The 24,882-nt window shown below is 35.3% G+C and carries 22 protein-coding genes and 2 pseudogenes; 13 read left to right on the top strand and 11 right to left on the bottom strand.

Annotation, left to right across the window (positions count from 1 at the left end):
- Positions 1-62: 62 nt before the first annotated feature.
- The 9 genes from cra to GYX25_RS08955 all read right to left on the bottom strand — a co-directional run bounded on the left by cra (position 63) and on the right by GYX25_RS08955 (position 9,922).
- Positions 63-1,070 (bottom strand): catabolite repressor/activator, encoded by a 1,008-nt coding sequence (gene cra, locus GYX25_RS08995; protein WP_091348896.1) that lies wholly within the window; start codon positions 1,068-1,070, stop codon positions 63-65.
- A 198-nt stretch (positions 1,071-1,268) separates the two neighbouring features.
- Positions 1,269-2,024, bottom strand: coding sequence for an iron ABC transporter ATP-binding protein (locus GYX25_RS08990; RefSeq protein WP_091348894.1), 756 nt, complete (start codon positions 2,022-2,024; stop codon positions 1,269-1,271).
- The gene (locus GYX25_RS08985; protein ID WP_091348891.1) at positions 2,021-2,992 is read right to left on the bottom strand and encodes an iron chelate uptake ABC transporter family permease subunit; all 972 of its coding nucleotides are present in this window, start codon (positions 2,990-2,992) and stop codon (positions 2,021-2,023) included. The genes GYX25_RS08990 and GYX25_RS08985 overlap by 4 nt, the downstream gene beginning before the upstream one ends.
- Entirely contained in the window at positions 2,982-3,938 is a 957-nt protein-coding gene (locus GYX25_RS08980; protein WP_091349163.1) for an ABC transporter permease, read from the bottom strand. The genes GYX25_RS08985 and GYX25_RS08980 overlap by 11 nt, the downstream gene beginning before the upstream one ends.
- 11 nt (positions 3,939-3,949) lie before the next feature.
- Positions 3,950-4,891, bottom strand: coding sequence for a siderophore ABC transporter substrate-binding protein (locus GYX25_RS08975; protein ID WP_425337791.1), 942 nt, complete (start codon positions 4,889-4,891; stop codon positions 3,950-3,952).
- Positions 4,892-5,122: 231 nt separating this feature from the next.
- Positions 5,123-6,577, bottom strand: coding sequence for a nitrogen regulation protein NR(I) (gene glnG / locus GYX25_RS08970; protein ID WP_091348886.1), 1,455 nt, complete (start codon positions 6,575-6,577; stop codon positions 5,123-5,125).
- Between the two features lie 11 nt (positions 6,578-6,588).
- Positions 6,589-7,638, bottom strand: a complete 1,050-nt coding sequence (glnL, locus tag GYX25_RS08965; protein WP_091348883.1) for a nitrogen regulation protein NR(II) — start codon at positions 7,636-7,638, stop codon at positions 6,589-6,591.
- A 75-nt stretch (positions 7,639-7,713) separates the two neighbouring features.
- A complete protein-coding gene (gene glnA, locus GYX25_RS08960; protein ID WP_091348879.1) occupies positions 7,714-9,123 on the bottom strand; it encodes a glutamate--ammonia ligase in 1,410 nt (469 codons plus the stop codon).
- A 301-nt stretch (positions 9,124-9,424) separates the two neighbouring features.
- The gene (locus GYX25_RS08955; protein WP_091348876.1) at positions 9,425-9,922 is read right to left on the bottom strand and encodes a DUF4952 domain-containing protein; all 498 of its coding nucleotides are present in this window, start codon (positions 9,920-9,922) and stop codon (positions 9,425-9,427) included.
- Between the two features lie 154 nt (positions 9,923-10,076).
- Here GYX25_RS08955 and GYX25_RS08950 point away from each other — a divergent pair, with 154 nt between their 5' ends.
- Genes GYX25_RS08950 through gpsA form a run of 3 tightly spaced genes read left to right on the top strand, consistent with a single transcriptional unit; the run spans position 10,077 to position 12,079 of the window.
- A complete protein-coding gene (locus tag GYX25_RS08950; protein WP_091348873.1) occupies positions 10,077-10,517 on the top strand; it encodes a rhodanese-like domain-containing protein in 441 nt (146 codons plus the stop codon).
- A 25-nt stretch (positions 10,518-10,542) separates the two neighbouring features.
- Complete coding sequence (secB, locus tag GYX25_RS08945) at positions 10,543-11,019, top strand: protein-export chaperone SecB (RefSeq protein ID WP_091348870.1); 477 nt, start codon at positions 10,543-10,545, stop codon at positions 11,017-11,019.
- 46 nt (positions 11,020-11,065) lie between these two features.
- On the top strand, positions 11,066-12,079 hold the full coding sequence (gene gpsA / locus GYX25_RS08940) for an NAD(P)H-dependent glycerol-3-phosphate dehydrogenase (RefSeq protein ID WP_180214371.1): 1,014 nt from the start codon (positions 11,066-11,068) through the stop codon (positions 12,077-12,079).
- Positions 12,080-12,103: 24 nt separating this feature from the next.
- Here the strand turns inward: gpsA and GYX25_RS08935 are convergent, their stop codons facing one another.
- On the bottom strand, positions 12,104-13,078 hold the full coding sequence (locus GYX25_RS08935; protein ID WP_091348864.1) for an ornithine cyclodeaminase family protein: 975 nt from the start codon (positions 13,076-13,078) through the stop codon (positions 12,104-12,106).
- A 187-nt stretch (positions 13,079-13,265) separates the two neighbouring features.
- Here GYX25_RS08935 and aas point away from each other — a divergent pair, with 187 nt between their 5' ends.
- The 8 genes and pseudogenes from aas (at position 13,266) to GYX25_RS08900 (ending at position 20,928) form a co-directional block, all read left to right on the top strand.
- Positions 13,266-15,407, top strand: a complete 2,142-nt coding sequence (gene aas / locus GYX25_RS08930) for a bifunctional acyl-ACP--phospholipid O-acyltransferase/long-chain-fatty-acid--ACP ligase (protein WP_174787208.1) — start codon at positions 13,266-13,268, stop codon at positions 15,405-15,407.
- A gap of 15 nt (positions 15,408-15,422) precedes the next feature.
- On the top strand, positions 15,423-16,610 hold the full coding sequence (lplT, locus tag GYX25_RS08925; RefSeq protein ID WP_174787207.1) for a lysophospholipid transporter LplT: 1,188 nt from the start codon (positions 15,423-15,425) through the stop codon (positions 16,608-16,610).
- A complete protein-coding gene (gene murQ, locus GYX25_RS08920) occupies positions 16,597-17,508 on the top strand; it encodes an N-acetylmuramic acid 6-phosphate etherase (protein ID WP_091348853.1) in 912 nt (303 codons plus the stop codon). Before lplT ends, murQ begins: the two co-directional genes overlap by 14 nt.
- Positions 17,509-17,654: 146 nt before the next feature.
- Positions 17,655-18,030 (top strand): annotated as a pseudogene (locus tag GYX25_RS11435) (PTS sugar transporter subunit IIA); the annotation flags it as partial.
- Between the two features lie 56 nt (positions 18,031-18,086).
- A pseudogene (locus GYX25_RS11430) lies at positions 18,087-18,629 on the top strand (PTS system mannose/fructose/N-acetylgalactosamine-transporter subunit IIB); the annotation flags it as partial.
- 21 nt (positions 18,630-18,650) lie between these two features.
- Positions 18,651-19,451, top strand: coding sequence for a PTS mannose/fructose/sorbose transporter subunit IIC (locus GYX25_RS08910; RefSeq protein ID WP_091348847.1), 801 nt, complete (start codon positions 18,651-18,653; stop codon positions 19,449-19,451).
- A 16-nt stretch (positions 19,452-19,467) separates the two neighbouring features.
- Positions 19,468-20,379 (top strand): PTS system mannose/fructose/sorbose family transporter subunit IID, encoded by a 912-nt coding sequence (locus GYX25_RS08905; RefSeq protein ID WP_091348843.1) that lies wholly within the window; start codon positions 19,468-19,470, stop codon positions 20,377-20,379.
- A gap of 174 nt (positions 20,380-20,553) precedes the next feature.
- Positions 20,554-20,928 carry a DUF956 family protein gene (locus tag GYX25_RS08900; RefSeq protein WP_091348841.1) on the top strand — a complete coding sequence of 125 codons (375 nt, stop codon included), beginning with the start codon at positions 20,554-20,556 and terminating at the stop codon, positions 20,926-20,928.
- A 22-nt stretch (positions 20,929-20,950) separates the two neighbouring features.
- Here GYX25_RS08900 and GYX25_RS08895 read toward each other — a convergent pair whose 3' ends face one another.
- Positions 20,951-21,838, bottom strand: coding sequence for a LysR family transcriptional regulator (locus GYX25_RS08895; protein ID WP_091348837.1), 888 nt, complete (start codon positions 21,836-21,838; stop codon positions 20,951-20,953).
- Between the two features lie 375 nt (positions 21,839-22,213).
- On the opposite strand from GYX25_RS08895, the gene GYX25_RS08890 reads away from it, so the two are divergent.
- Together GYX25_RS08890 and GYX25_RS08885 are read left to right on the top strand one after the other, a co-directional pair.
- On the top strand, positions 22,214-23,524 hold the full coding sequence (locus GYX25_RS08890) for a CitMHS family transporter (RefSeq protein WP_091348834.1): 1,311 nt from the start codon (positions 22,214-22,216) through the stop codon (positions 23,522-23,524).
- Positions 23,525-23,544: 20 nt separating this feature from the next.
- Complete coding sequence (locus GYX25_RS08885) at positions 23,545-24,882, top strand: acyclic terpene utilization AtuA family protein (RefSeq protein ID WP_174787205.1); 1,338 nt, start codon at positions 23,545-23,547, stop codon at positions 24,880-24,882.

The following is a 24,882-nucleotide window of genomic DNA, read 5'->3' as shown; positions in this document are numbered from 1 at the left end:
ATCTGGATCTTGTTTTTATTTAAACTATTTTAAAATAAATAATAAAATTGTTATTTATCAATTTATTCACGACCCAAACTGCCCCGATAAATTAAGCGTCTTGGGATTATTGTGGTACCAGATTGATAGTTTTGATTATGCAAATAATTTAAAAATAGTTTTATTGTGACACTAGCAACTTCTTTATGATCTTGTGAAAGTGATATTACTTTACATGGCAAAAAATCTAACAGTTCATTATCACCAAAAGTAGCAATTGTTAAGGTTTCGGGCAAACGTTTAAATTTTCTTAAAATTGCATCAATGGTTCCTTGTAATAAAGAAAAAGAAGTTGTAAAAATACCATTGGGCATTGCATGGCTTTCTAGCCATTGACTAAAGGCAAAATCAGCATCGTGACGACTATAATTATTTGCATATAAAAAATCAACTTTATTGCAATGATTAAGTTTGATATCGTTAAAACCATCTAGACGAAGTTGACTAACAGATAAATTGGGTAATGCCCCGATATATACGACAGAATCTTGTACAAAGTTATTGAATGCTTGAGCTAGCGATTTTGAGTCTTGTTTGTCTGCACCAACAATGTTTCTAAATTTCGATGTAGACAATATCCTATCTAGCGCAAATAGAGGGATTTTTTCGTTTTGCCAGTCATCATAAAAAAGACAATCTTGATTAGAAACGAATGACGATGAAATTAGTAATGCGTCGACACGACGTTGTTGAAGATGCTTGACACATTCTTTTTCGATTTGTGGGTTATCTTTTGAACATGCCAGTAATAATTGATATCCTTCTTTTCTGGCTAATTGTTCTAAATAATTGGCGATGCGAGTGTAACTGTTGTTTTCCAAATCGGGAATAATGATGCCGATAGTTCGTGTTTTACCTGCTCTAAGCCCTGCTGCCACTGCATTAGGTCGGTAATTATACTGTTTGACCACCGCCATCACTTTTTCGATTGTCTTGTCACTAACGCGGTGCTTTTTGGCTTTTCCATTAACAACATAACTTGCAGTTGTCCTTGAAACACCAGCTAAAAGTGCGATTTGTTCTAATTTCATAACGCTATCCCAACTAAAATATAGTTAGTTATTTAACCTGAATCAAAATAATTTGTAAATAATAATTATAATTTTACTCAATAAGTTAGCTTGACTTCATGTTTTATAACAAAGCCTAAAGATAAAAATGATTAATCCCCCAAAAATAAAATTTAGTTAATATCTAAATCCTATCCATAATGATAAACATATTAATCATTAGTAATAAATAGCAATATTTTGATCATAAATATTTTCAATTTTGACTGGTGTATCAAATATATCTTGTAAAATAGTAGCATCCATAATCTGTTGTGGGTTACCTTGATATACCAGTTCGCCATTTTTCATGGCTAAAATGTAGTCTGAATAGACAGATGCAAAGTTGATATCATGAATAACGATCACAATTGTTTTACCTAGTTCATCGGCAGCACGGCGCAGTTGCTTCATCATTGCGACAGCATGTTTCATATCGAGGTTATTAAGTGGTTCGTCAAGTAATACATATTCCGTATCTTGGCATAGCACCATGGCAACATAAGCACGTTGCCTTTGCCCACCAGAAAGCTCATCTAAAAAGCGATCTTTATATTGCGTAAGTTCTAAAAACTCAAGAGCTCGGTGGATATATTCATAATCATCAGCAGTTAAGTGCCCTTTGCTATAAGGATAACGCCCAAATCCAACTAATTCAAAAACAGTCAATCTGCTGGTAAAACGATTTTCTTGTCTTAATACGGATAAATAGGTGGCCAACTTATCGCTTGGCGTGTTCACAACATCCATATTTTGAATTTTAACTTGTCCTTCATCAGCAAGCAAAAGTCGACTTACGATCGATAATAATGTCGATTTACCTGCTCCATTTGGACCGATGATGGCAGTAATGCCGCCTTTTGAGATTGTCGCGTTGACGTTTTTTAATACAGGTATTGTTTGATAGTTTTTACTAATATTATCAATTTCTATCACATCGGCACCTTTTTCAATAATAAGAAGATAAACAATGAACCGCCAATAAATTCAATCACAATAGACAATGCACCAACCATATTTAAGATCCGCTCTAAGAACATCTGCCCACCAACAAGAAAAATAACACCTAATAAAAAAGCAGTAGGAAGTAAAAAACGATGTTGGCTTGATCCACTAACACTATAAGCTAAATTAGCAATTAAAAGCCCTAAGAAAGTAAAAGGCCCAACTAATGCCGTCGATATTGAAACTAAAACAGAGACTAACAATAAAATAATCGTAATACTTTTTTGGTAATCAATACCTAAATTTATCGCATTATCACGCCCTAAAGCCAAAACATCAAACTGATATCGCATTCGCCATAAAAACAAACCGATGATAACAGCAATCACTAATGAAAAGACGATCAATATCGGCTCAGCACGCGTAAAGGTTGCAAAAATGCGGCTTTGTAATATCGCAAACTCGGACGGTGTCATTAAACGCTGTAATAGATTAGATAAACTGCGGAATAATGTTCCTAAAATGATACCGATTAATAATACCAGATGTAAATTTTGCTTGAGCTTAGTAAATAATCCTCGATACAAAAATAGTGAAAATAAGACTAATAAAAGTGATTCAAAAATGAATCTACCAATCATACCAATATAAGGAATACCTTGTGTATCAATAAAAAAGATCACAATAGTTTGTATCAATACAAATAGCGATTCAAATCCCATAATAGAGGGAGTTAATATTCGGTTGTTGGTGATAGTTTGAAAAAGTAATGTTGATGTTGCTGCCGAAAAAGCTACTAAAATCATTGTCAGCATAATCCAAGTTCGATGCATCAAAATGTAGCCAATATTACCTTTAAGTCCTATCGTCATAAAACAAGTAATACAAATTAACGCAATAATAAATAACCCAAAGACTCTTTTTTGACTTGAAAGATAACGTTTTTGATTAATTAACATGGCGTTTTCGACTCAATAATATTAAAAAAATAATAGCGCCGACTACGCCAAGAATAACACTCACAGGGATTTCAAAAGGATAGCGAATTATCCGTCCAATGATATCGCAAATTAAAACCAGCCCACTACCAAATAAACAGATCCATGGAATGGTTTTACGAACATTGTCACCAAATAATAAGCTAACAATATTTGGTACAATTAGTCCAAGAAAGGGTAAAACACCGACAACAACAACGACAATACCACCGATTAATGCAATAACAATAAGCCCTGTCAACATGACTCGACGATAATTAAGCCCAACATTGATCGAAAAATCTCGACCTAAGCCAACAACGGTAAATTGATCTGCACTCCAACAAGCAACTATCGTTAATCCGCCAACTAGCCATAATAACTCATAACGACCTTGCAAAATACCTGAAAAATCACCTGATTCCCACCCTCCTAGCGATTGTAGCAAATCAAAGTACATAGCAAAAAATGTAGTAACTGCGCTAATAACAGCTCCAAACATAATACCAACAAGAGGCACCATCAGTGCTGATTTAAAAATGATTTTGCGAGAAATTATCATAAAAGCCATCGTGCCGACCATAGCAAATAAGCTGGCAACAGTCATTTTAGTCATAACACTGGCGCTAGGAGCTAACACCATCATAATTAATAAGCCAAGACTTGCTGATTGTGTTGTGCCAACTAAAGAAGGTTCAACAAATCGATTTTGGGTTAACAGTTGCATTATTAACCCAGCAACACTCATGGCACTACCTGCTAATAATAAAGCAACCGTTCTAGGTACACGGCTAACAAAGAAAATTTCGCGCATGTTGCTATCAGACCATAAGTCCAATAGCGTCATATTCCCAGCACCAATAAACAAACTTATTGCAGTCATGAGCAATAAAGTAAAAATACCTGCAATAAAATAAAAAGATTTAATCATGCTTTACATTAATGGGCTAGTTCAGTTTGCAAAGCGACATCTATTTGATCCATTAAATGACTATAAGTTTGAATACCGCCAGAAATATAGATCGATGTTGAATCTAAATAAACAATATGATTGTGCTGCCATGCTGAGGTTTTTTTAATTAATTCATTATTCAATACTTGCTGTGCTGATTGTGCCTCTTTATTACCAATTGCATTATCTCTATCTAAAACAAATAACCATTCTGGATTAACACTTAAGATAAATTCTGAAGTAACAGCATTACCGTGACGGCCTGCTTCTTGGAAAGTTGTTGCTGGTTTGAATCCTAATACATCAAATACAAAACCAAAACGAGATTTTTCGCTATAAGCAGACATTTTTCCACCATTAACCATGATAACTAATGCACTTCCTGCTGTGCTTGTTTTTTGTTTTAGCTGCTCTATTTTTTGATTAAAATCAGCCAATAACTTATCAGCTTCATTTTGCTTATGAAAAATATCACCTAATTGTCGGGTTCTTTGCGTTATGCTTCCTAAAAAATTATTGTAATCAATATCTAACGAAATTGTTGGAGCAATATCATTTAATTTATTATAGGCATCATTGGCTCGACCGCCAGCAATAATAATATCAGGCTGAATTGAACTTAAAACTTCATAATTTGGCTCAAATAAAGTACCCACATTAGTATATTCTTTACTGTCATATTTGGATAAGAAAGTTGGGTAATGTACATCTGATTGAGGCACTGCTGTAACTGGAATATTTAATGCATCCATAATATCAAGCGTTGCAGTATTAAAAACAACAACTTTTTTAGGGTTGTCAGGTACTTCAGTTTTGCCTTGAGAATGTTCAATGGTAACCGTTTTTACAGATGGTTGCTGTTCTTTTTTATTGTCACATCCAACTAAAACAAGTAAGACCGTAAATAAAATTACTAATTTCGCTTTAATATATGAATACATTATAACTCCTAATTATCAGCCTGAATAAAAATCCAAAAATGATAATTATAATAATTATCATTTACGTTAAGATTGTAACTAAAAAAGATATAAGGTTCAATGAACTTTAAGCGTTTAAAATCATAATATGCAATAAAGGACAGCTAAATAGAAGTAAAACGATAATAAATAGAATAAAAAAGCTACCGATTTATTCGGTAGCATAGTGAATATTAATAGTTAAAATTCCTGATTTAGAGAAATTGATAAATCTTTAAGCTTACGAGTTAATGTATTGCGCCCCCATCCTAATAGATGAGCGGCATCTTGTTTGTGACCTCGAGTAAAATTGAGTGCACTCTTTAATAAGATACATTCAACATCGTGTATTACTTCAGTTAAAATGCCAGTTTGACCATTTGTGAGTGCTTGTTTTGCCCATTGTTCTAGTAACAGTTTCCAGTCTGTTTGTTGTTGTGGCAAGTGACTAGCAGGCAATGCAATATGTTCATTATTGTCAATCGTTTTAGTTGTTGATAACTGCAACAACTCTGGCGGTAACTCTTGAACAAAAACCTCTTTATTTGAAGACATTACTGTAATCCAACGACAGGTGTTTTCAAGTTGTCGGACATTACCAGGCCAGTTAAATTGGCATAATACATCTAATGCTTCTGGGCTTAGTATTTTACTTTCTACCCCAAGCTCTTTTGCCGTTGTATGTAAAAAATGTTCAGCAAGTTTTGGAATATCTTGTGCTCTATCGCGTAAAGGTGGAAGTAATATACGAATAACATTTAAACGGTGAAACAAGTCTTCTCTAAATTTTCCTTCCCTGACTCTTGCATCCAAATCTTGATGTGTAGCAGCAATAATACGCACGTCAACTTTAACGGGCGAATAACCACCAATACGATAAAACTGCCCATCAGCAAGCACCCTTAATAACCGAGTTTGAACATCAAGCGGCATATCACCAATTTCGTCTAAAAATAAAGTACCACCATTAGCCTGTTCAAAGCGTCCATGTCTAATTTGAGCAGCACCTGTGAATGCACCTTTTTCATGCCCAAAAAGCTCAGACTCAATCAAATCTTTAGGAATAGCCGCCATATTCAACGCAATAAAAGGGGATTGTGAACGTGGGCTGTGAGTGTGTAGTGCTTTAGCAACTAATTCTTTACCTGTTCCTGATTCACCATTAATTAATACACTAATTGATGATTTAGATAATCGACCAATAATACGAAAGACCTCTTGCATTGAAGGGGCTTCACCAATAATACCTGTTGATGCTTTTGCTGTTGTATTATTGCTAGTTTTGTTGCTTTGAGTTTGCAAAATTGCACGCTCAACCAGTTGTATAACTTCGTCCACATCAAAGGGTTTTGGGATATAATCGTAAGCACCTTTTTGATAGGCATTTACTGCTGCATCAAGATCCGAATGTGCAGTCATAATAATAACAGGTAAATGAGGCAATTTTTCTTTAACATCGTGGAGCAATGTTAAACCATCAATCCCCGGCATTTTGATATCTGAAATTAATACCGCTGGCTTTTCAGCATAAGTAATCAAAGCGTCCATCACTTCTTGACCAGTTGAAAAGCTGACACAGTTGAAATGAGCATGAGTTAATGCTTTTTCTAATACCCAACGAATTGAACTATCATCATCAACAATCCAAACATTCATATTAACTTACCTCACTGCTTAATTGGCAAATAGACAGAAAACACTGTATGCCCAGGCCAACTATTAAATTCGATTTTACCGCAATGTTGATCAACAATATTATGAGCAATCGAAAGACCAATACCCGTACCATCTTTATATCCACTAACCATAGGGTAAAATAAAGTGTCTTGAATATGAACTGGCACACCCGGTCCTGTATCTTCGATATCAATACGAGCGCATAACCGATAACGTTGTCCATGTAAAGTAACCTGAAAAGCCGTTCTTGTCTTAATAGTAATAGTGCCAGTATTCGAACCAATGGCCTGCAAAGCATTGCGGACAATATTCAAAATTACTTGTTCTATTTGTTCCGAATCATGGATAAAATCAGGTAAGCTTGGATCATAATCGCGTAAAATTTCAATATTGATAGGCTTTTCCAAACATAGCAAAGCATAAATACGCTCTATTGCTTGATAAATGCTTTGTTCTTTTTGTTGCAAGCGTTGTTGCGGACCTAATAATCTATCTACAAGATTACGTAATCTATCTGCTTGTTCAATAATGATTTTTGTATAATCTTGCAATTCATTTTTAGGTAACTCTCGTGATAATAACTGAGCCGCACCTCTGAGCCCACCTAATGGATTTTTAATTTCATGAGCAAGTCCTCGAACTAATTCACGAGCGGCACTTTGTTGAGCTTGTTGTAATTGTTCTTGGCTAAGGCGTTTATGATTATTTAACGGCGCCATTTCAATCAAAATCCGACCATTAACTAACAGCTGAGCTGTCAGCGATAAAATATGTAGCTCATTATTAATAACTAAATTAACTTCATTATCTGTAAAACCTTGATTTTGAGCTAATGCACTGAGCATTAAATCAATATCTAACGAGAAATACCCTAATAAATCAGGAAAGTAACTTTCTAATAGTTTTTTAGAACTTTGTGCTAATAACTGCTGTGCTGCAGTATTGGCATAGAGAATATTGAGCTTTGTATCAAGTAATAAAATACTTGTAATCATAGAATCAAGAACAAGATTAGCATCAGATTCATTATTAAATGTCATCGTTGGATTTCCGTCCTGATTAGAAACCACCGCTAACAAGCGGTGGGTAACACGCTAAGTTATATAAAAAATAATTTATAAGCTATAGTACAACTCAAATTCAACTGGATGTGGTGTCATACGTACACGATCAACATCTTGACGTTTTAAATCAATATATGCATCAATAGTATCATTAGTAAAGACATTACCACGTGTTAAGAATTCACGATCTGCATCTAATGCATTAAGTGCCTCTTCAAGCGAACCAGCGACTTGAGGAATTAATTTAGATTCCTCTGGTGGTAAATCGTATAAGTTTTTATCCATCGCATCGCCAGGGTGAATTTTATTAATAATACCATCTAAACCAGCCATTAACTGAGCAGCAAATGATAAGTATGGATTACCTGCTGGATCTGGGAAACGAACCTCAATACGACGCGCTTTAGGGCTAGTCACAACAGGAATACGAATTGATGCAGAACGGTTACGAGCAGAATATGCAAGCATAACTGGCGCTTCATAGCCCGGAACCAGACGTTTATAAGAGTTAGTTGCAGGGTTAGTAAATGCATTGATGGCTTTTGCATGTTTGATAATACCACCAATATAGAATAATGCCATTTCTGAAAGACCCGCATATTTATCTCCAGCAAATAAATTTACGCCATCTTTCGCTAATGATTGGTGACAGTGCATACCAGAACCATTATCACCAAACATTGGTTTTGGCATAAATGTCGCTGTTTTGCCATAAGCGTGTGCCACATTTTGTACGACATATTTATAGATTTGCACTTCATCAGCTTTTTTAGTTAGCGTATTAAAGCGACAGGCAATTTCGTTTTGCCCCGCAGTAGCAACTTCATGATGGTGGGCTTCAACCACTAAGCCAAGTTGCTCCATAATTAAACACATTTCAGAACGGATATCTTGCGAGGAATCAACGGGTGGAAGTGGAAAATATCCGCCTTTTACGCCAGGGCGATGCGCTTTATTACCTTCTTCATATTTTGTACCAGAGTTCCAAGCCGCTTCAATATCATCGATATGCACAAAACTACCAGACATTGGCGAACCAAAGCGGACATCATCAAATAAGAAAAATTCTGGTTCAGGCCCAAAAATCACAGTATCAGCAATACCTGATGATTTTAGATACTCTTCGGCACGTTTAGCGATTGAACGAGGGTCACGATCATACCCTTGTAAAGTTGCTGGCTCTAATACATCACAACGAAGGTTTAACGTTGTATCTTCAAAAAATGGATCGATTACGGCTGTTGAAGCGTCAGGCATTAACACCATATCTGACTCATTAATCCCTTTCCACCCTGCAATCGATGAACCGTCGAACATTTTACCATCTTCAAAAAAATCAGCATCGATTTGACTAACAGGTATTGTTACGTGTTGTTCTTTACCTTTAGTATCAGTAAAACGCAAATCAACAAACTTAACGTCGTTTTCTTTAATTAGTGTTAAAACTTTTTGTGTAGACATGTATCTTCTCCATTAAGGACAAATAATAATTGTTCAGTTTTTAAGGCATTTTTGCCAAACTGTTATAATCTATGCAAATATAATGCCAATTTTTCAACGGTGCATTCATGAAGCAAGTATCACAAATAGTAACATAGATCTTAATGTTGCACCATAATGGTTAGATAAGCACCAACTTAATGCACCAAAATAATTCATCATACTTTCACAGTCGTTTAATCGTCTAAATCGACAATATTTACACTTGAATTGATGATAAATTACCATGCTGCAGATCACTTGCCGAATAATACTCCCAAAACTACACTGGAGATCTATCACCAGAGACAATTAAGTAAAATGTTACCTTATCCCGATCATGTTCAATGGTTTCTTCTGAAACCAATACAACATAATAGTACATATTATCTTTTGGATTAATTATCGTTACATTCTGACCGCCCATTTCCCAATGGCAACAAACCAACTTTAGTTCAGTCATTCCCATTTTCTGAGTTAAATACTCTTGAGCTTGTTTTGCATCTTTCCCTTCTATTTTATAAATGGCTTCAATCGATCTTGTTTGCCCATAATCATCAACATCACAACGTTCATATTGAAAATAATCCGGTGCAGCATCATCAAATTCACGTAAAAAATCACGGCAAGTCAAATCTGGATCATAACTCGAAGGTTCAATAAGTGAAGCATGTTTTTCACCACTAACTTGCTCTAAAACTACATCGTAATTACCATTAGCAATCACAGAAGAAACAAAAAAAAATAATAAAAATAGTAAGATAGGCACTCTAAATTGCATCAAAATTTTTCCTTATATCCAACACATTTTATAACCTTTTAAAATAAAACAATTCACTATAAAGCAATTTTTCAATTATTGGCACTATATTTCATTACGCATTATCGTTATAATCTCACCTTAAAATTGAAAAAAATTAGGTAATCATACAAGTATGGAATTTATTACACTCGAAATTATACCTTTTATAAAAAATCATCTTTTGCTTTCATTAGGTTGGATTGTGCTGTTTATTGCAATCATTGTACTAACCATTAAAAGTAAGCTATCTAAAGTTAAAATTATCAATAATGCTCAAGCAATCCATATGATTAATAAGCAAGGAGCTGTTATTGTTGACATTCGTTCTGCAGATAGCTTTAAAAAAGGACATATCACTGATTCTCACAATGTTTTACCTATCGATATTAAAAATGCGAGTGCAAAAATAATTGAAAAATTTAAAGAAAACATCGTTATTTTAATTGATGAAAATGGTTTATCATCAGCAGGTATAGGTGAAATACTTGTCAAACAAGGTTTTTTAAATGTCTTTACTTTAAAAGACGGGATTGCTGGATGGAATGGCGAAAATTTACCATTAGTTAGAAAATAATATAATTTTAAAATAAGGCTTTATCATGACAGAACAAAACAATACACAACAACCTGAAACACAGTTTGCTATTCAACGTATTTATACTAAAGATGTTTCATTTGAAACTAATAATGTTCCTGAAATTTTTACAAAACAATGGCAACCAGAATTAAATATCGAATTAAATTCATCTTCACAAGGGTTAAGTGAAAATGTGTATGAAGTTGCGCTTCGCGTCACTGTAACAGTAAAACAACAAGACGAAGTAGTATATATTTGTGAAGTGACTCAAGCGGGTATTTTTTCACTTATTGGATTTGATGAAGGTCAAATTCAACATTGTGTTGGTGCCTATTGTCCAAATATCTTATTCCCTTACGCACGTGAGGTCATTTCGAGTTTAGTCAATAAAGGGACATTCCCTCAAATAAATTTAGAGCCAGTAAATTTTGAAGCATTATTTATTAATTATCTTCAACAACAGCAACAACAAGCCAAATCTACTGAAACATTACAATAATAATTATTATATTTTAGTTAATTAACGATAAGTTTATTGGATTATTATGAAAAAAAATGCTGCAGTTACAGTAATTGGCGCAGGATCTTACGGAACCTCTTTAGCTATTTTACTGGCACGAAATGGCCACTCAACTTTATTATGGGGTCATAACCCTGATAAAATGGCCATTTTGCAGCATGATAGGCAAAATAAACAATTTTTACCTGATATTCCTTTTCCTGATTTGCTACAAATTGAAAGCGATTTAAAAACAGCTGTTTCAGCTGCATCTATTTTACTTGTTGTGGTACCAAGTCACGCTTTTGCAAGTATTCTAACTCAAATCAAGCCATTTTTACGACAAGACTCTAAAATAGTCTGGGCAACAAAAGGACTTGAAGTCAATACAGGACGATTATTGCAAGATGTCGCAAGAGAAATTTTAGGTAATCAAATTTCATTAGCCGTTATTTCTGGTCCAACGTTTGCCAAAGAAGTGGCATCAGGGTTACCCACTGCGGTAACTGTTGCATCAACGGATAAGAACTTTTTAACAGAATTACAACATTTATTTCATTGTAGTAAAAGTTTCCGTGTTTATAGCAGCGGAGATTTTATTGGAGTACAACTTGGCGGTGCAATCAAAAACGTTATCGCCATTGGTGCTGGATTATCTGATGGTCTTGGTTTTGGTGCCAATGCTAGAACAGCATTAATTACTCGTGGCCTTGCTGAAATGATGCGATTAGGAGCAGCATTAGGTGCAGACCCTGCAACTTTTATGGGAATGGCAGGGCTAGGCGATCTCGTTTTAACTTGTACAGATAATCAGTCTCGTAATCGCCGTTTTGGAATTTTACTTGGTCAAAATAAATCAATTCAGGAAGCCCAAGATGCCATTGCTCAAGTTGTCGAAGGACGTAATAATACCAAAGAAGTCTGGCTACTAGCTCAAAAACATCATGTTGATATGCCAATCACTGAACAAATTTATCAGGTCCTTTATGAACATAAAGATCCTAAACAAGCAGCGATGGCATTACTTGGACGTTCACAAAAAGCAGAACTTAAAAGTTAAGTTTACAATTAACTTATTGTTTTATTATAAATAAGTACCTATTCCCTTTTCTTTTGCCTTAAGATAAATATCGTAACCAATATACACATCTAGTACTGCTGTTCCAACTGTTTTAAATAACGTTATTTGCTCATCATTTTGACGACATAGAGCAGGAGCTTTCACTAAATCACCCAATTCGAAAAAGTCATCTTTTGATACTAATTTTTGTTGAATTGGGTCAATAATATCCCCGGCTTCAGCAAACACGCCCGCTTTGGTATCTAGTACGCGAATGTTAGCCTTTTCAACAATGTTTTCTGGAATTTCGTGCATTTCTGGTGTATAAGCACCGACACCGTTAATATGTGTACCGGGTTTTACTTTATCACCATTAAACGTAACAACTTTTGATGTTGTAACCGAAGTAATGATATCGGCTTGACTAATGTCTTCATCCAAATTTTGTGAAAAATAAAGATTAGTCGAAAAATGAGCGAAACGTTGTTTCATATCATTCGCAAATTGTTTTGCTTTTTGAGTGTCAATATCAAAAATAGCAACATCAGTCAGCGAACGCACAGTTAGCATCGCTTCTAGTTGGGATATCGCCTGCCCACCAGTACCAATCAACACTGCACGAATAGCATTTTTACGCGCCAATAAATCAGTTGCCGCACCTTGAACGGCCCCTGTACGGAGCTGTGTTACAAAAGTACCATCTAACATAGCACAAACTTCACCTGTTTGTGGATCTAACATTAAAACTTGAGCAGGCACTGATGGCTTGCCTAATTTAGGATTGTCAGGAAAAACTGAGACAATCTTAATACCCACAATATCACTACCTTGAATATGTGCTGGCATAAACAAACATTGGCCTTTCTGCATATCAAAATTGATGCGCAATGGAACATCACAGTTCCCTTGAGTGTAAATTTTTAAAGCTTCCTTATCTGCTGATATCGCATCTTTCATGGTATAAAACTGTTCAATATCTTTAGCTGTTAAAATGAGCATTTTTGTTCCTTACTCGCTTTTATATTTATTCCATACTTAGTATCTATTATCTATTTTTTAAATCAAGAATCATTATTAATTAAATTTTAACAATTTGTTTTATATAAAAAAATAGTCTTTGTTGTATATTTTATGTATTTTCACTATTATTACAGAGTGCAATTTTGCATGATAATTGAGAAATCGGATGTTATTTAAAATATTAAAATTTTTTTTAAAGGTTTTATTTCATGTCAGAATTCATGGTAATCTTGACAATTTAAAACAAGATAGACTTCTTATCACTCCTAACCATGTATCTTTCCTTGATGGTATCCTAATCGGATTATTTTTACCTGTAAGACCAGTATTTGCTATTTATGCTGGCTATATTAATCACTGGTTAGTCCGCTTAGCAAAGCGTTATGTCGACTTTGTGCCAATGGATCCACTAAGCCCAATGGCAATCAAACGATTAGTTCGCGAAGTTGAAAAAGGCCGTCCAATAGTCATATTCCCTGAAGGAAGAATTACTATAACTGGCTCATTAATGAAAATTTACGATGGTGCTGCCTTTGTTGCAGCTCGTTCTCAAGCAACGATTGTACCTGTCTGGATTGAAGGAGCTGAATTTACTTTAACCAGTCGTTTAAAAGGATTATTTAAACGTCGTTTATTTCCTAAAATAACTATTCATGTACTTGAGCCGACATCTATAACAATGCCAGATGCGCCTAAAGCTAGTGAAAAACGTTATATTGCAGGAGAAAAACTTCATCAAATTATGATGAATGCACGTATGGCAAGTCGCCCCAAATTAACTCTATTTGAAGCATTACTTGAAGCGCAAGTCCGCTATGGTGTCAAATCGCGAATGGTCCAAGACCCCACAACTCATGAAGCATCTTATCGTAATTTATTAAAACAAATCATTGGTGTTAGCTGTATTGTTGCTAAAATAACTCAGAAAAAAGAACGTGTTGGCGTTTTATTACCTAATGCAACCATTACCGTTGCAACAATTTTTGGTTTATCGGTTAAAAACCGAATTCCAGCTATGCTCAATTATACTGCTGGTACCAAAGGGCTGACTTGTGCAATTGCAGCTGCTGAAATTAAAACTATCATTACTTCACGCAAATTTATTCAAAAAGGGAAACTTGATCATCTTCTGGAACAAATAAAAGATGTTAAATGGTGTTTTCTTGAAGATCTACGTAACAGTCTAACTCTTACCGATAAACTTTATGTTGCAGTTCATCAGTATATCCCTCGTTTGGTTAAACGCTCTCAATCAAGTGATGATGAGGCTCTCGTGTTGTTTACGTCGGGTTCAGAAGGTAATCCTAAAGGTGTTGCTCATAGTCATGGTAGTTTGCTTGCTAATGTTGAGCAAATTCGAACTGTTATCGATCCAACTCCGGCTGATCGCTTTATGTCCGCACTACCGTTATTCCATGCTTTTGGTATTACTGCCGGATTATTTTTACCGCTGTTTTCTGGTAGTCGCACATTTTTATATCCAAATCCATTACATTATCGTATGGTGCCTGAAATAATTTATGATCAAAATTGCACTGTCTTATTTGGTACGCCAACTTTCTTAGCAAACTATGCTCGTTACGCACATCCATATGATTTTATGCGTTTACGCTATGTTGTTGCTGGTGCAGAAAAATTATCAGACACAGTACGCGAGCAATGGAAAGATAAATATGGTATCCGTATTTTAGAAGGCTATGGTGTTACTGAGTGTGCCCCCGTAGTGGCACTTAATGTTCCAATGGCGTTTAAAGCCGGTACTGTAGGTCGATTATTGCCAGGCATGACATCAAGATTAATTCATGTGCCAGGTATTATTGAGGGAGGTCAATTGCAAGTTAAAGGCCCTAATGTGATGAAAGGCTATTTACGTATTGAAAATCCAGGCAAACTTGAAGAACCAATTGCAATCGATGAACATGGGAACTCCGAAAAAGGTTGGTATGACACCGGCGATATCGTTGCTATTGATAACGAAGGCTTTGTCACAATTAAAGGACGCTTAAAACGATTTGCTAAAATTGCGGGAGAAATGGTTTCATTAGAAAGTGTTGAAGCCTTAGCAAAAAAAGTCGATATTGATGCCATGCACGGCGCAACAGTTAAAGCCGATGCAGCAAAAGGAGAAGCTATTGTTCTATTTACTACTTCAACAAAATTAAATCGAGAGCAACTTAACCAAGTGTCTCAAGAACTTGGTATTCCTGCATTAGCTATTCCTCGTGATATCCGTGTAGTTAAAGAATTACCACTACTTGGTACAGGTAAAATCGACTTTATTACTCTACGAAAAATGGCTGACGAATAAATAAAAGGATGCCAAATGAATCAATATTCTCTTTTAAACAAAGGCATGGTTGCAACCATGCTAGCGCAGTTTTTTTCAGCATTTGCCGATAACGCCATCTTTTTTGCTATTTTAGCTTTCATCAAAAATCTACATTATCCAGCTTGGAGCCGATCAATATTACAAATTAGTTTTGTGCTGCCATTCATCATTCTTTCCCCTTTTGTTGGTCAATTTGCTGACAGCATGTCAAAAGGCAAGGCTATGATGATTTCAAATAGTATGAAATTACTCGGTGCTAGTTGTATATGTTTAAACATTAGTCCTTTTATTGGCTATTTTTTAATTGGCATAGGGGCAGCCGCATACTCTCCAGCTAAATATGGGATTTTAGGCGAACTCACCACGGGCGATAATTTGGTTAAAGCAAATGGTTTAATTGAAGCATCGACCATTGCGGCAATTTTACTTGGTTCGCTAGCGGGTGGTCATATTGCCGATCTTAATGTAAGCATATCTATATTGATTTGTGTATTAATGTATGGGCTAGCAATTATTGCTAACTTTTTTATTCCTAAATTACCTACCGCACGACAAAATATTCAATGGCAATTTATGGGTATGGTCAAAGATTTTGCGAACACAATTAAAATCATCTTCACCAATAAGCCTGTTTTAGTCGCATTATTAGGTACTAGCTTGTTTTGGGGAGCGGGTATTACTTTACGATTTTTGTTAATTAGCTGGGTTCCCGCTATTTTGAACATACACGACAATGCAACGCCAACAAATCTAAACGCCATTGTCGCTATTGGCATTGTTATTGGAGCTGGACTGGCAAGTACATTTATTTCGATCAACAACACATTACGCTGCATACCGGCGGGGATACTGATGGGCATAGCAGTAATCGCTTTCACATTGCAAAGCAATATCATTTCATCTTATATTTTACTTATTATTATTGGGGCATTAGGTGGCTTCTTTTTAGTACCATTGAATGCTTTTATTCAAAAAATAGGTAAAGATTTAGTCAGTTCCGGCAGTATCATTTCGGTACAAAACTTAAGCGAATATACAGCAATGATGCTAATGCTAGGACTTTATACATTAGCTATATACAGTAAGTTATCAGTTATTACTATCGGTGTTGGCTTTGGTAGTTTATTTGCTATAGTGATATTTTTATTATGGTTAGGATTAAGAAAAAATGCAACAAATTAACCTATCTGGTATGTTAACTGAAAGTCGTAACCCTAATAGTGAAAAAATAGACGACTGTTCAACGTTGGAAATACTTCAAATCATCAATAATGAAGATAAGCAAGTCGCACTTGCTGTTGAAAAAGAACTAATAAACATAGCAAAAGCTGTTGATGCAATTAGTCAAAGGTTTTCAAATCAAGGGCGATTAATCTATATCGGTGCTGGGACTTCTGGTCGATTAGGTATTTTAGATGCAAGTGAATGCCCACCAACTTATGGTACTCCGCATGAACAAGTTATTGGATTAATTGCTGGAGGGAAACAAGCTATTTTTAAAGCAGTTGAGAATGCTGAAGACAACCCCGAATTAGCAGTTAATGACTTAAAAAATATTCATTTTAGCTCAAACGACATTTTAGTCGGCATAGCAGCTAGTGGGCGCACACCTTATGTAATAGGCGGTATGCAATATGCCAAATCAATCGGAGCAACTGTCATAAGTTTATGCTGCAATCTTAAAGCCCCGATGATCAACATAGCAGATATAGCAATCACCCCTATTGTCGGTGCTGAAATAATTACTGGATCATCAAGAATGAAAGCCGGAACTGCACAAAAATTAGTATTAAATATGCTAACCACAGCCAGCATGATTAAAATAGGCAAAGTATACGGCAATCTAATGGTCGATGTCGAAGCAACCAATGCAAAACTCATTGAACGACAAATATCAATAGTCATGCAAGCCACCAATTGTAGTAGGGAAATTGCTATTCAAGCATTAGAGCAAAGCCAAAAACACTGTAAAATTGCAATTTTAATGATTCTCTTAGGTATAAATGCAGAGCAGGCAAAACAAAAAATTATCAAAGAACAAGGCTTTATTCGTCAAGCATTACAAACCAAGCAAGATTAGCTTTAATGAACAATAAAAGCCTAATTTTTTTACCAAAATGTAATAAACACATATTTCTTAGTTTATTTGTAGTGTAAAATAACTAGGTATTTTTATTTTATAGGCTTTATATTATGTAATTAATATAAAAATTAGGAGGTAGTTATATGGTTGGAATTATCCTTGCAACTCATGGTGAGTTTGCAGAAGGTATTCTACAATCAGGAACAATGATATTTGGAGAACAAGAAAATGTTAAAGCAGTTACCTTGCATCCAAGTGATAGTCCAGAAAGTTTGAAAGAACGAATGCTTGAAGCAATAGCTACATTTGATAATCAAGATGAAATACTTTTTTTAGTCGATTTATGGGGAGGAACACCATTTAATCAAGCTAACAATTTGTGCGGAGAACATAGTAATTGGGCTATTGTAGCAGGATTAAATCTACCCATGCTAATTGAAGCTTATTCTTCTCGATTTTCGATGGAAACAGCAAAAGAAATTGCAGCAGCAATTATTGAGCCAGCCAAAGAAGGCGTGCGCACAACAGTGGCCACACCAACTGCCAACACTCAATCAACTAAACAATCATCAACCATTCCAGAAGGCACTGTACTGGGTAATGGAAAAATGAAAATTGTATTAGCACGTATAGATTCTCGCTTATTGCATGGGCAAGTTGCTACCGCTTGGACTAAATCAACCAACCCTAATCGTATTATCGTTGTTTCTGATTCAGTATCCAAAGATGAGTTAAGAAAAAAACTCATTGAAGAAGCTGCACCTCCTGGTGTAAAAGCGAATGTCGTTCCTATCAAAAAAATTATTGAGGTTTCTCGCGATCCTCGTTTTGGCAATACCAAGGCATTATTACTATTTGAAAACCCAGAAGATGTCCTAAGGACTATAGAAGGTGGTGTCGATATTAATGTTATTAATGTGGGATCAATGGCACATTCAGTAGGTAAGGTTATGGTAAATAAAGTACTATCAATGAATGCTGAAGATGTCAAAACATTTGAAAAATTGAAAGAAAAAAATGTGAAATTTGATGTTCGCAAAGTACCTAACGATTCTAATAGCAATATGGACGAATTACTAAAAAAAGCGAAAGAAGAATTAGCTGAACAAAAAAATTAGTTTATTTATAGGGGTTATATTATGACATTATCAATTGTTGCTATTATTTTGGTGATATTTATCGCCTTTTTAGCAGGAATGGAAGGCATCTTAGATCAGTTCCAATTCCATCAACCTTTGGTTGCTTGTTCGTTAATTGGACTAGTGACAGGTAATTTAGAAGCTGGCGTTGTACTAGGTGGTTCATTGCAAATGATAGCTCTTGGTTGGGCTAATATTGGGGCTGCTGTTGCACCTGATGCAGCACTCGCCTCTATTGCTTCGTCTATTATTTTAGTACTAGGTGGACAAGGCGTTGCTGGTGTATCTACCGCCATTGCTATTGCTATTCCTTTAGCAGTTGCAGGGCTATTTTTAACTATGGTAGTTCGAACCATTGCCGTCCCGTTAGTACATATGATGGATGCAGCAGCAGAAGAAGGCAATTTACGAAAAATTGAATTACTACAAATTTTAGGTATCTGTTTACAAGGTTTAAGAATCGCAATTCCAGCAGCAGCGTTACTATTTATTCCTGCTGAAGCAGTTAAAGGCGCACTAGATGCTATGCCTGAATGGCTAACAACGGGGATGGCTATTGGTGGTGGAATGGTTGTTGCTGTCGGTTATGCAATGGTAATCAACATGATGGCAAACCGCGAAGTATGGCCGTTTTTCATTATTGGTTTTGTTGTAGCGGCCATATCACAACTTACACTAATTGCACTCGGTGCATTAGGTATTGCATTAGCATTGATTTATCTCAATCTTTCTGAACGCGGCAATTCATCAAATGGTGGTACTAAAGGTGACCCACTTGATGACATTTTAAATGATTACTAGAAACTTGGAGAAAAAAATGACTGATAGAATTCAATTAAGCAAAAAAGATCGTTTAGCTGTTGCTTGGCGTTCAACTTTCCTTCAAGGTTCTTGGAATTATGAACGTATGCAAAATGGTGGTTGGGCTTATTCAATGATTCCTGCTATCAAAAAATTATATACCACTAAAGAAGATCGTTCAGCAGCACTAAAACGCCACTTAGAATTTTTTAATACCCACCCATATTTAGCTTCACCTGTGCTAGGCGTAACACTTGCTCTTGAAGAAGAACGAGCCAATGGCGCTGCCGTTGATGATGTTGCTATTCAAGGGGTAAAAGTGGGAATGATGGGACCATTAGCGGGAGTCGGTGATCCTGTATTCTGGTTTACCGTTCGACCAATGCTTGGAGCTCTGGGAGCTTCATTAGCAATAACTGGTGATTACATTGGCCCTATTTTATTCTTTTTATTATGGAATATTATTCGATGTTCTTTTATGTGGTATACCCAAGAGTTTGGTTATCGTACAGGCTCTAAAATTACTGATAATTTATCAGGCGGTTTACTGCAAAAAATTACTAAAGGAGCCTCTATTTTAGGGATGTTTATCCTCGCTGCCTTAGTACAAAGGTGGGTATCAATAAAATTCCAACCAGTTGTTTCGACTGTAAAATTAGATAACGGTGCGTTTATTGATTGGAATACATTACCAATAGGTGCACAAGGCATTCAAAAAGCGTTACAACAAATGCAAAGCGGATTATCACTAACCCAAGAAAAGGTCACCACCTTACAAAATAACTTGGATCAGTTGATACCAGGATTAGTACCATTACTATTAACTTTCTTATGTATGTGGTTACTTCGCAAAAAAGTATCACCTATTTTAATTATTCTTGGATTATTTATTGTGGGTGTAGTTGGCCATGTAATAGGCCTTTTATAAAGCAAAGCATAACGTTTTATAAAATTTTCTTAAAAGGCACTATATTTTAATATATAGTGCTTTTTATATATCGTCATCTTATTATAACGTCTCAATAAAGTAGCTATTTTCAACCCACGTTATGGTTTAAATAGTAGTATAATTTACAAAACACAAACTTACTTATGGATAATAATGGCTCAATCATTAAACACTAAAGTAGACTTAACCATTCAAGCAACTGCTTTCGTTGGTTTTTCAGAGTATGGTAACATAATGATCGGTGACAAAGCCTTTGAGTTTTACCACCAGCATGATCCTCGTAAATATATTCAAATACCATGGGATGAAATTGATTATGTTATTGCATCAGTCCTGTTAGGTGGCAAATGGATTCCCCGTTATTCTATTCAGACCAAGAAAAATGGAACTTTCACCTTTGCATCTAAAGAACCCAAAAAAGTATTAAAAGCTATTCGAGTTTATGTTGACGGGCAAAAAATGGTCAGATCACTTAGTTTCTTTGATGTTCTAAAACGGGCTTTTATAAAGAAAAAAACAAAAAAATAATGTATACCCCAAAAATTATTGGTTAATCTTTAATATTATTTTTCTTAATAAAATTATAGAGTTTTTCGGCCTGTTGAGATAGCTGCCTTTCTTTTTTCTTAATCAAATATACTGCTCGTTTTAATGAAAGGTCTTTAAAGGGAATAATAGCAATATTATCATGTTCAAACTGAAACAACGTTAACCCTGTAGTGATGCTAACGCCTTGGTTTACAGCAATCAAACCCATCATAGTAGTTAATTGTCTGACCTCCATAGTATATTGAATATTATATAATTGAGTTAGTTGATCTGTATAAAGTCGAATGCTTGTACCTTGGGAAAATGCAATAAATTGCTGACCTTCCAAATCTTTTAATTGAACAGAATCTTTTTTGGCTAACTCATTTTGTCTATGACAAATTAAATAAAAGTCATCCGAAAATAAAAGTTCAGCTTGAATATCCTTTAACGTTGGTGTCCCTGCTGCAATGGCAATATCAGCTGAATTATCAATAATGGCATGTAAACACCTATCCCATTGAGTATCTAAAATTTTAACCCTGATTTCAGGATTTTCTACATAAAATTTTGCGATTACTTCAGGCAACCATTTCACGGCTAAAGAAGGTAGAACAGCGACAGTAATACAACCTTCTTCACCATTCGCATAACGTTTAATGTTTTCAATGGTATTATCATAACTATGGACAAGATTACGAGCTAATTCGATAAAATAAAATCCATCAAAATTAAGCTGAACTTTTCTTGTATCCCGATCAAATAACCTAAAGCCAATTTCTTGTTCTAATGTAGCAATAAGGGCACTAAAAGCTGGTTGGGACAAATTGACTAACTCCGAAGCTTTAGTAAAATTCTCCATTTCCGCCAAAGCCAAAAACGCACGTAACTGTTTGATAGATATATTCATATTATAATTAATTTATCTCTCATAATTTGCCAGCATTATAAAAAGAATCCATCATTTTTATTTAAATGCTAATTTATCGCCATAACAAAACTCTATCACATTTTTTATTTATTTTAACAAGTTATCAAAATCAATTTTTATTTTTTGTGACCCACGTTTAGGTAAAAATTTAAAAAATTTTTAAGAAAAAAATAACTATATGAATAACAAAAACTTTAATCAAAAAAATATATTTAGTTAAATGCTGTACTTATTTGTATTTCAAATAAATGGCGACTTATTTTCATTACAACTATATTTATATCTTATTCAAATAATTGTTTGCTTTTGAGTTATGTATTATATGGCAAATTTATTTGAATAAGGAGAGCATCTATGTTAGCACTTACAGGCATATTAACTATTGTCGTTATGCTTTATTGCATAATGTCAAAGCGAATGTCGCCCATTGTAGCATTAATTATTATTCCCACGATTGGCGCTTTAATTGCTGGTTCGGGTTTAGAAACACCAAAATATATTGTAGCAGGGATAACAAAGCTTGCCCCTATGGCCGCTATGTTTGTATTTGCAATTACCTTTTTTGGTGTTATTACTGATGCGGGAATGTTTGATCCAATTATAAAACGTATATTACGTTTTGTTGGCACTAACCCTATCAGAATTATTATTGGCACAGGTATCCTAGCATTAATTGCCCACTTAGATGGTAATGGAGCTGTAACCTTTTTAGTCACGATCCCCACTATGTTACCTTTATTCACAAAACTAGGTATGGATAAACGTATGCTCATAGGTATTACCGCATTGAGTGCTGGTGTCAATTTTTTACCATGGACAGGACCAATGATCCGTGCTGCTAGCGCATTAAATATCTCGACTCATGATCTTTTTGTACCACTTATTCCAGCTCAAATAGTTGGACTTACATTTATGATATTTATGGGCTATTACTGGGGTAAAAAGGAACAAAAGCGTCTAGGACTAACTAAAGAAGGGATGCTTGCTAATAGCAATGTTTCACATCATGAAAAAGAATTAACAGAAGAAGAGAAAAAACTTCGTCGTCCTCATTTATTTTGGGTTAATATCGGCCTAGTTGTTGCTGTTTTATCTACCATGGTATTTACACGTATCTCCCCAACTGTTGCTTTTATGATTGCATTAACACTAGCATTGATGATCAACTACCCTAATGTCAAAATGCAGTCTGAACGCATTAATGCCCATGCAAAAGCCGCACTAATGATGGCAAGTATTTTATTCGCAGCAGGAGCATTTACTGGTATTATGACTGGTTCTGGTATGCTTAAAGCAATGTCTGAATCTGCAGTTAACTTTATTCCTCAACATTTTGCTAGCCATGTACCATTTATCACTGGTATTGTCTCAATGCCACTAAGCCTTATTTTCGATCCTGACTCTTATTATTTCGGTATTATGCCAGTCGTTGCTAATACGGTTGAAATGTTAGGTATCCCAAGTATTCAAGTTGCTCAAGCCTCTATTATGGGACAAATGACAACTGGTTTCCCTGTTAGTCCATTAACGCCTGCCACATTCTTACTTGTCAGCCTTGCTGGTGTAGATTTAGCTGATCATCAAAAATTTAGTATTCCAGTTTTATGGTTAGCAAGTATCATCATGACTGTTGCTTGTGTTGTAACTGGCGTATTTCCGATTTAAATTACAAGAGGTATTTAATTATGAAAAAAATAAGAATTGGTTGTGGAGCTGGTTATGCTGGCGATCGTATTGAACCGGCCGTAGAGTTAGCACAAAAAGGACAAATTCAATATTTAGTTTTTGAATGCTTGGCAGAACGAACTATTGCAATAGGTCAAAAACAAAAACAGACTAATCCAAATGCTGGGTTTAATGAATTACTTGAAGCAAGAATGCGTGCCGTATTGCCACTTTGTGTTCAAAATAAAATAAAAATTATCACCAATATGGGATCGGCTAATCCACAAGCAGCAGGAAAAGCAATCCAATCGATTGCTCAATCGCTAGGTTTAGCTGGATTAAAAATTGCTATTGTTGAGGGTGATGATGTTTATCAATCTGTTGTTGAACAAGACCTTAAACTTGATGATATTAACAAAAAAGTTTCCGAATCCGATAAAAAAATCGTCTCGGCTAACGCCTATTTGGGTTGTGAAGCATTAGTTGATGCACTTAAAGCTGGTGCTGATATTGTTATTACTGGACGAGTTGCCGATCCATCCCTATTTTTATCACCAATGATTTACGAATTTGGTTGGTCATTAACTGACTGGGATAAATTAGGTAAAGGCACTTTAATTGGGCACTTACTCGAATGTGCAGGTCAAATAACTGGCGGTTATTACGCTGATCCAGGTTACAAAGATGTACAAGGACTTGCTCGTTTAGGCTTTCCTATTGCTGAAATAAACGAAAATGGTGAAGCATTTATTACCAAAGTTCCTGAATCTGGTGGTTGTGTTAATGTAGATACTTGTAAAGAACAAATGCTATATGAAATACATAATCCTGAATATTATATTACCCCTGATGTCGTCGCCGATTTTTCAAAAGTAACTTTCAAAGAAATCGCAAAAGATCAAGTCGCAGTAACCGGTGCTACGGGTAGAGAGCAAACTAAAACATTAAAAGTATCAGTTGGTTACCTAGATGGTTTTATTGGCGAAGGGGAAATGAGCTATGCAGGTCCTGGTGCAGTAGATCGCGGTCAATTAGCACTTGATATAGTCAAAGAACGCTTATCAATCATTGGGGTAAATGCCGATGAATTACGTTTTGACCTTATTGGAGTCAACTCTTTACATGGAAGTAAACTATCTCAAGCAAGCAAACCTTATGAAGTCAGAGTTCGTGTTGCAGGACGTTTTAAAAGTAAGTCTGATGCAAACTTAATAGGTAACGAAGTTGAAGCACTCTATACCAATGGTCCAGCTGCTGGAGGAGGAGCTTATAAATCAGTTAAAGAGATTATTGCTATGGACTCGACACTGATTGAACGAACACTCGTCAAACCTGTTATCGGCTATTTGGAGGTATAA

It is taken from the genome of Gilliamella sp. ESL0254 (assembly GCF_013344985.1).
Taxonomy (GTDB): Bacteria; Pseudomonadota; Gammaproteobacteria; order Enterobacterales; family Orbaceae; genus Gilliamella; species Gilliamella bombicola.
The sequence above is the reverse complement of the archived record's forward strand: the minus strand, read 5'-3'. Positions and strand labels throughout refer to the sequence as shown.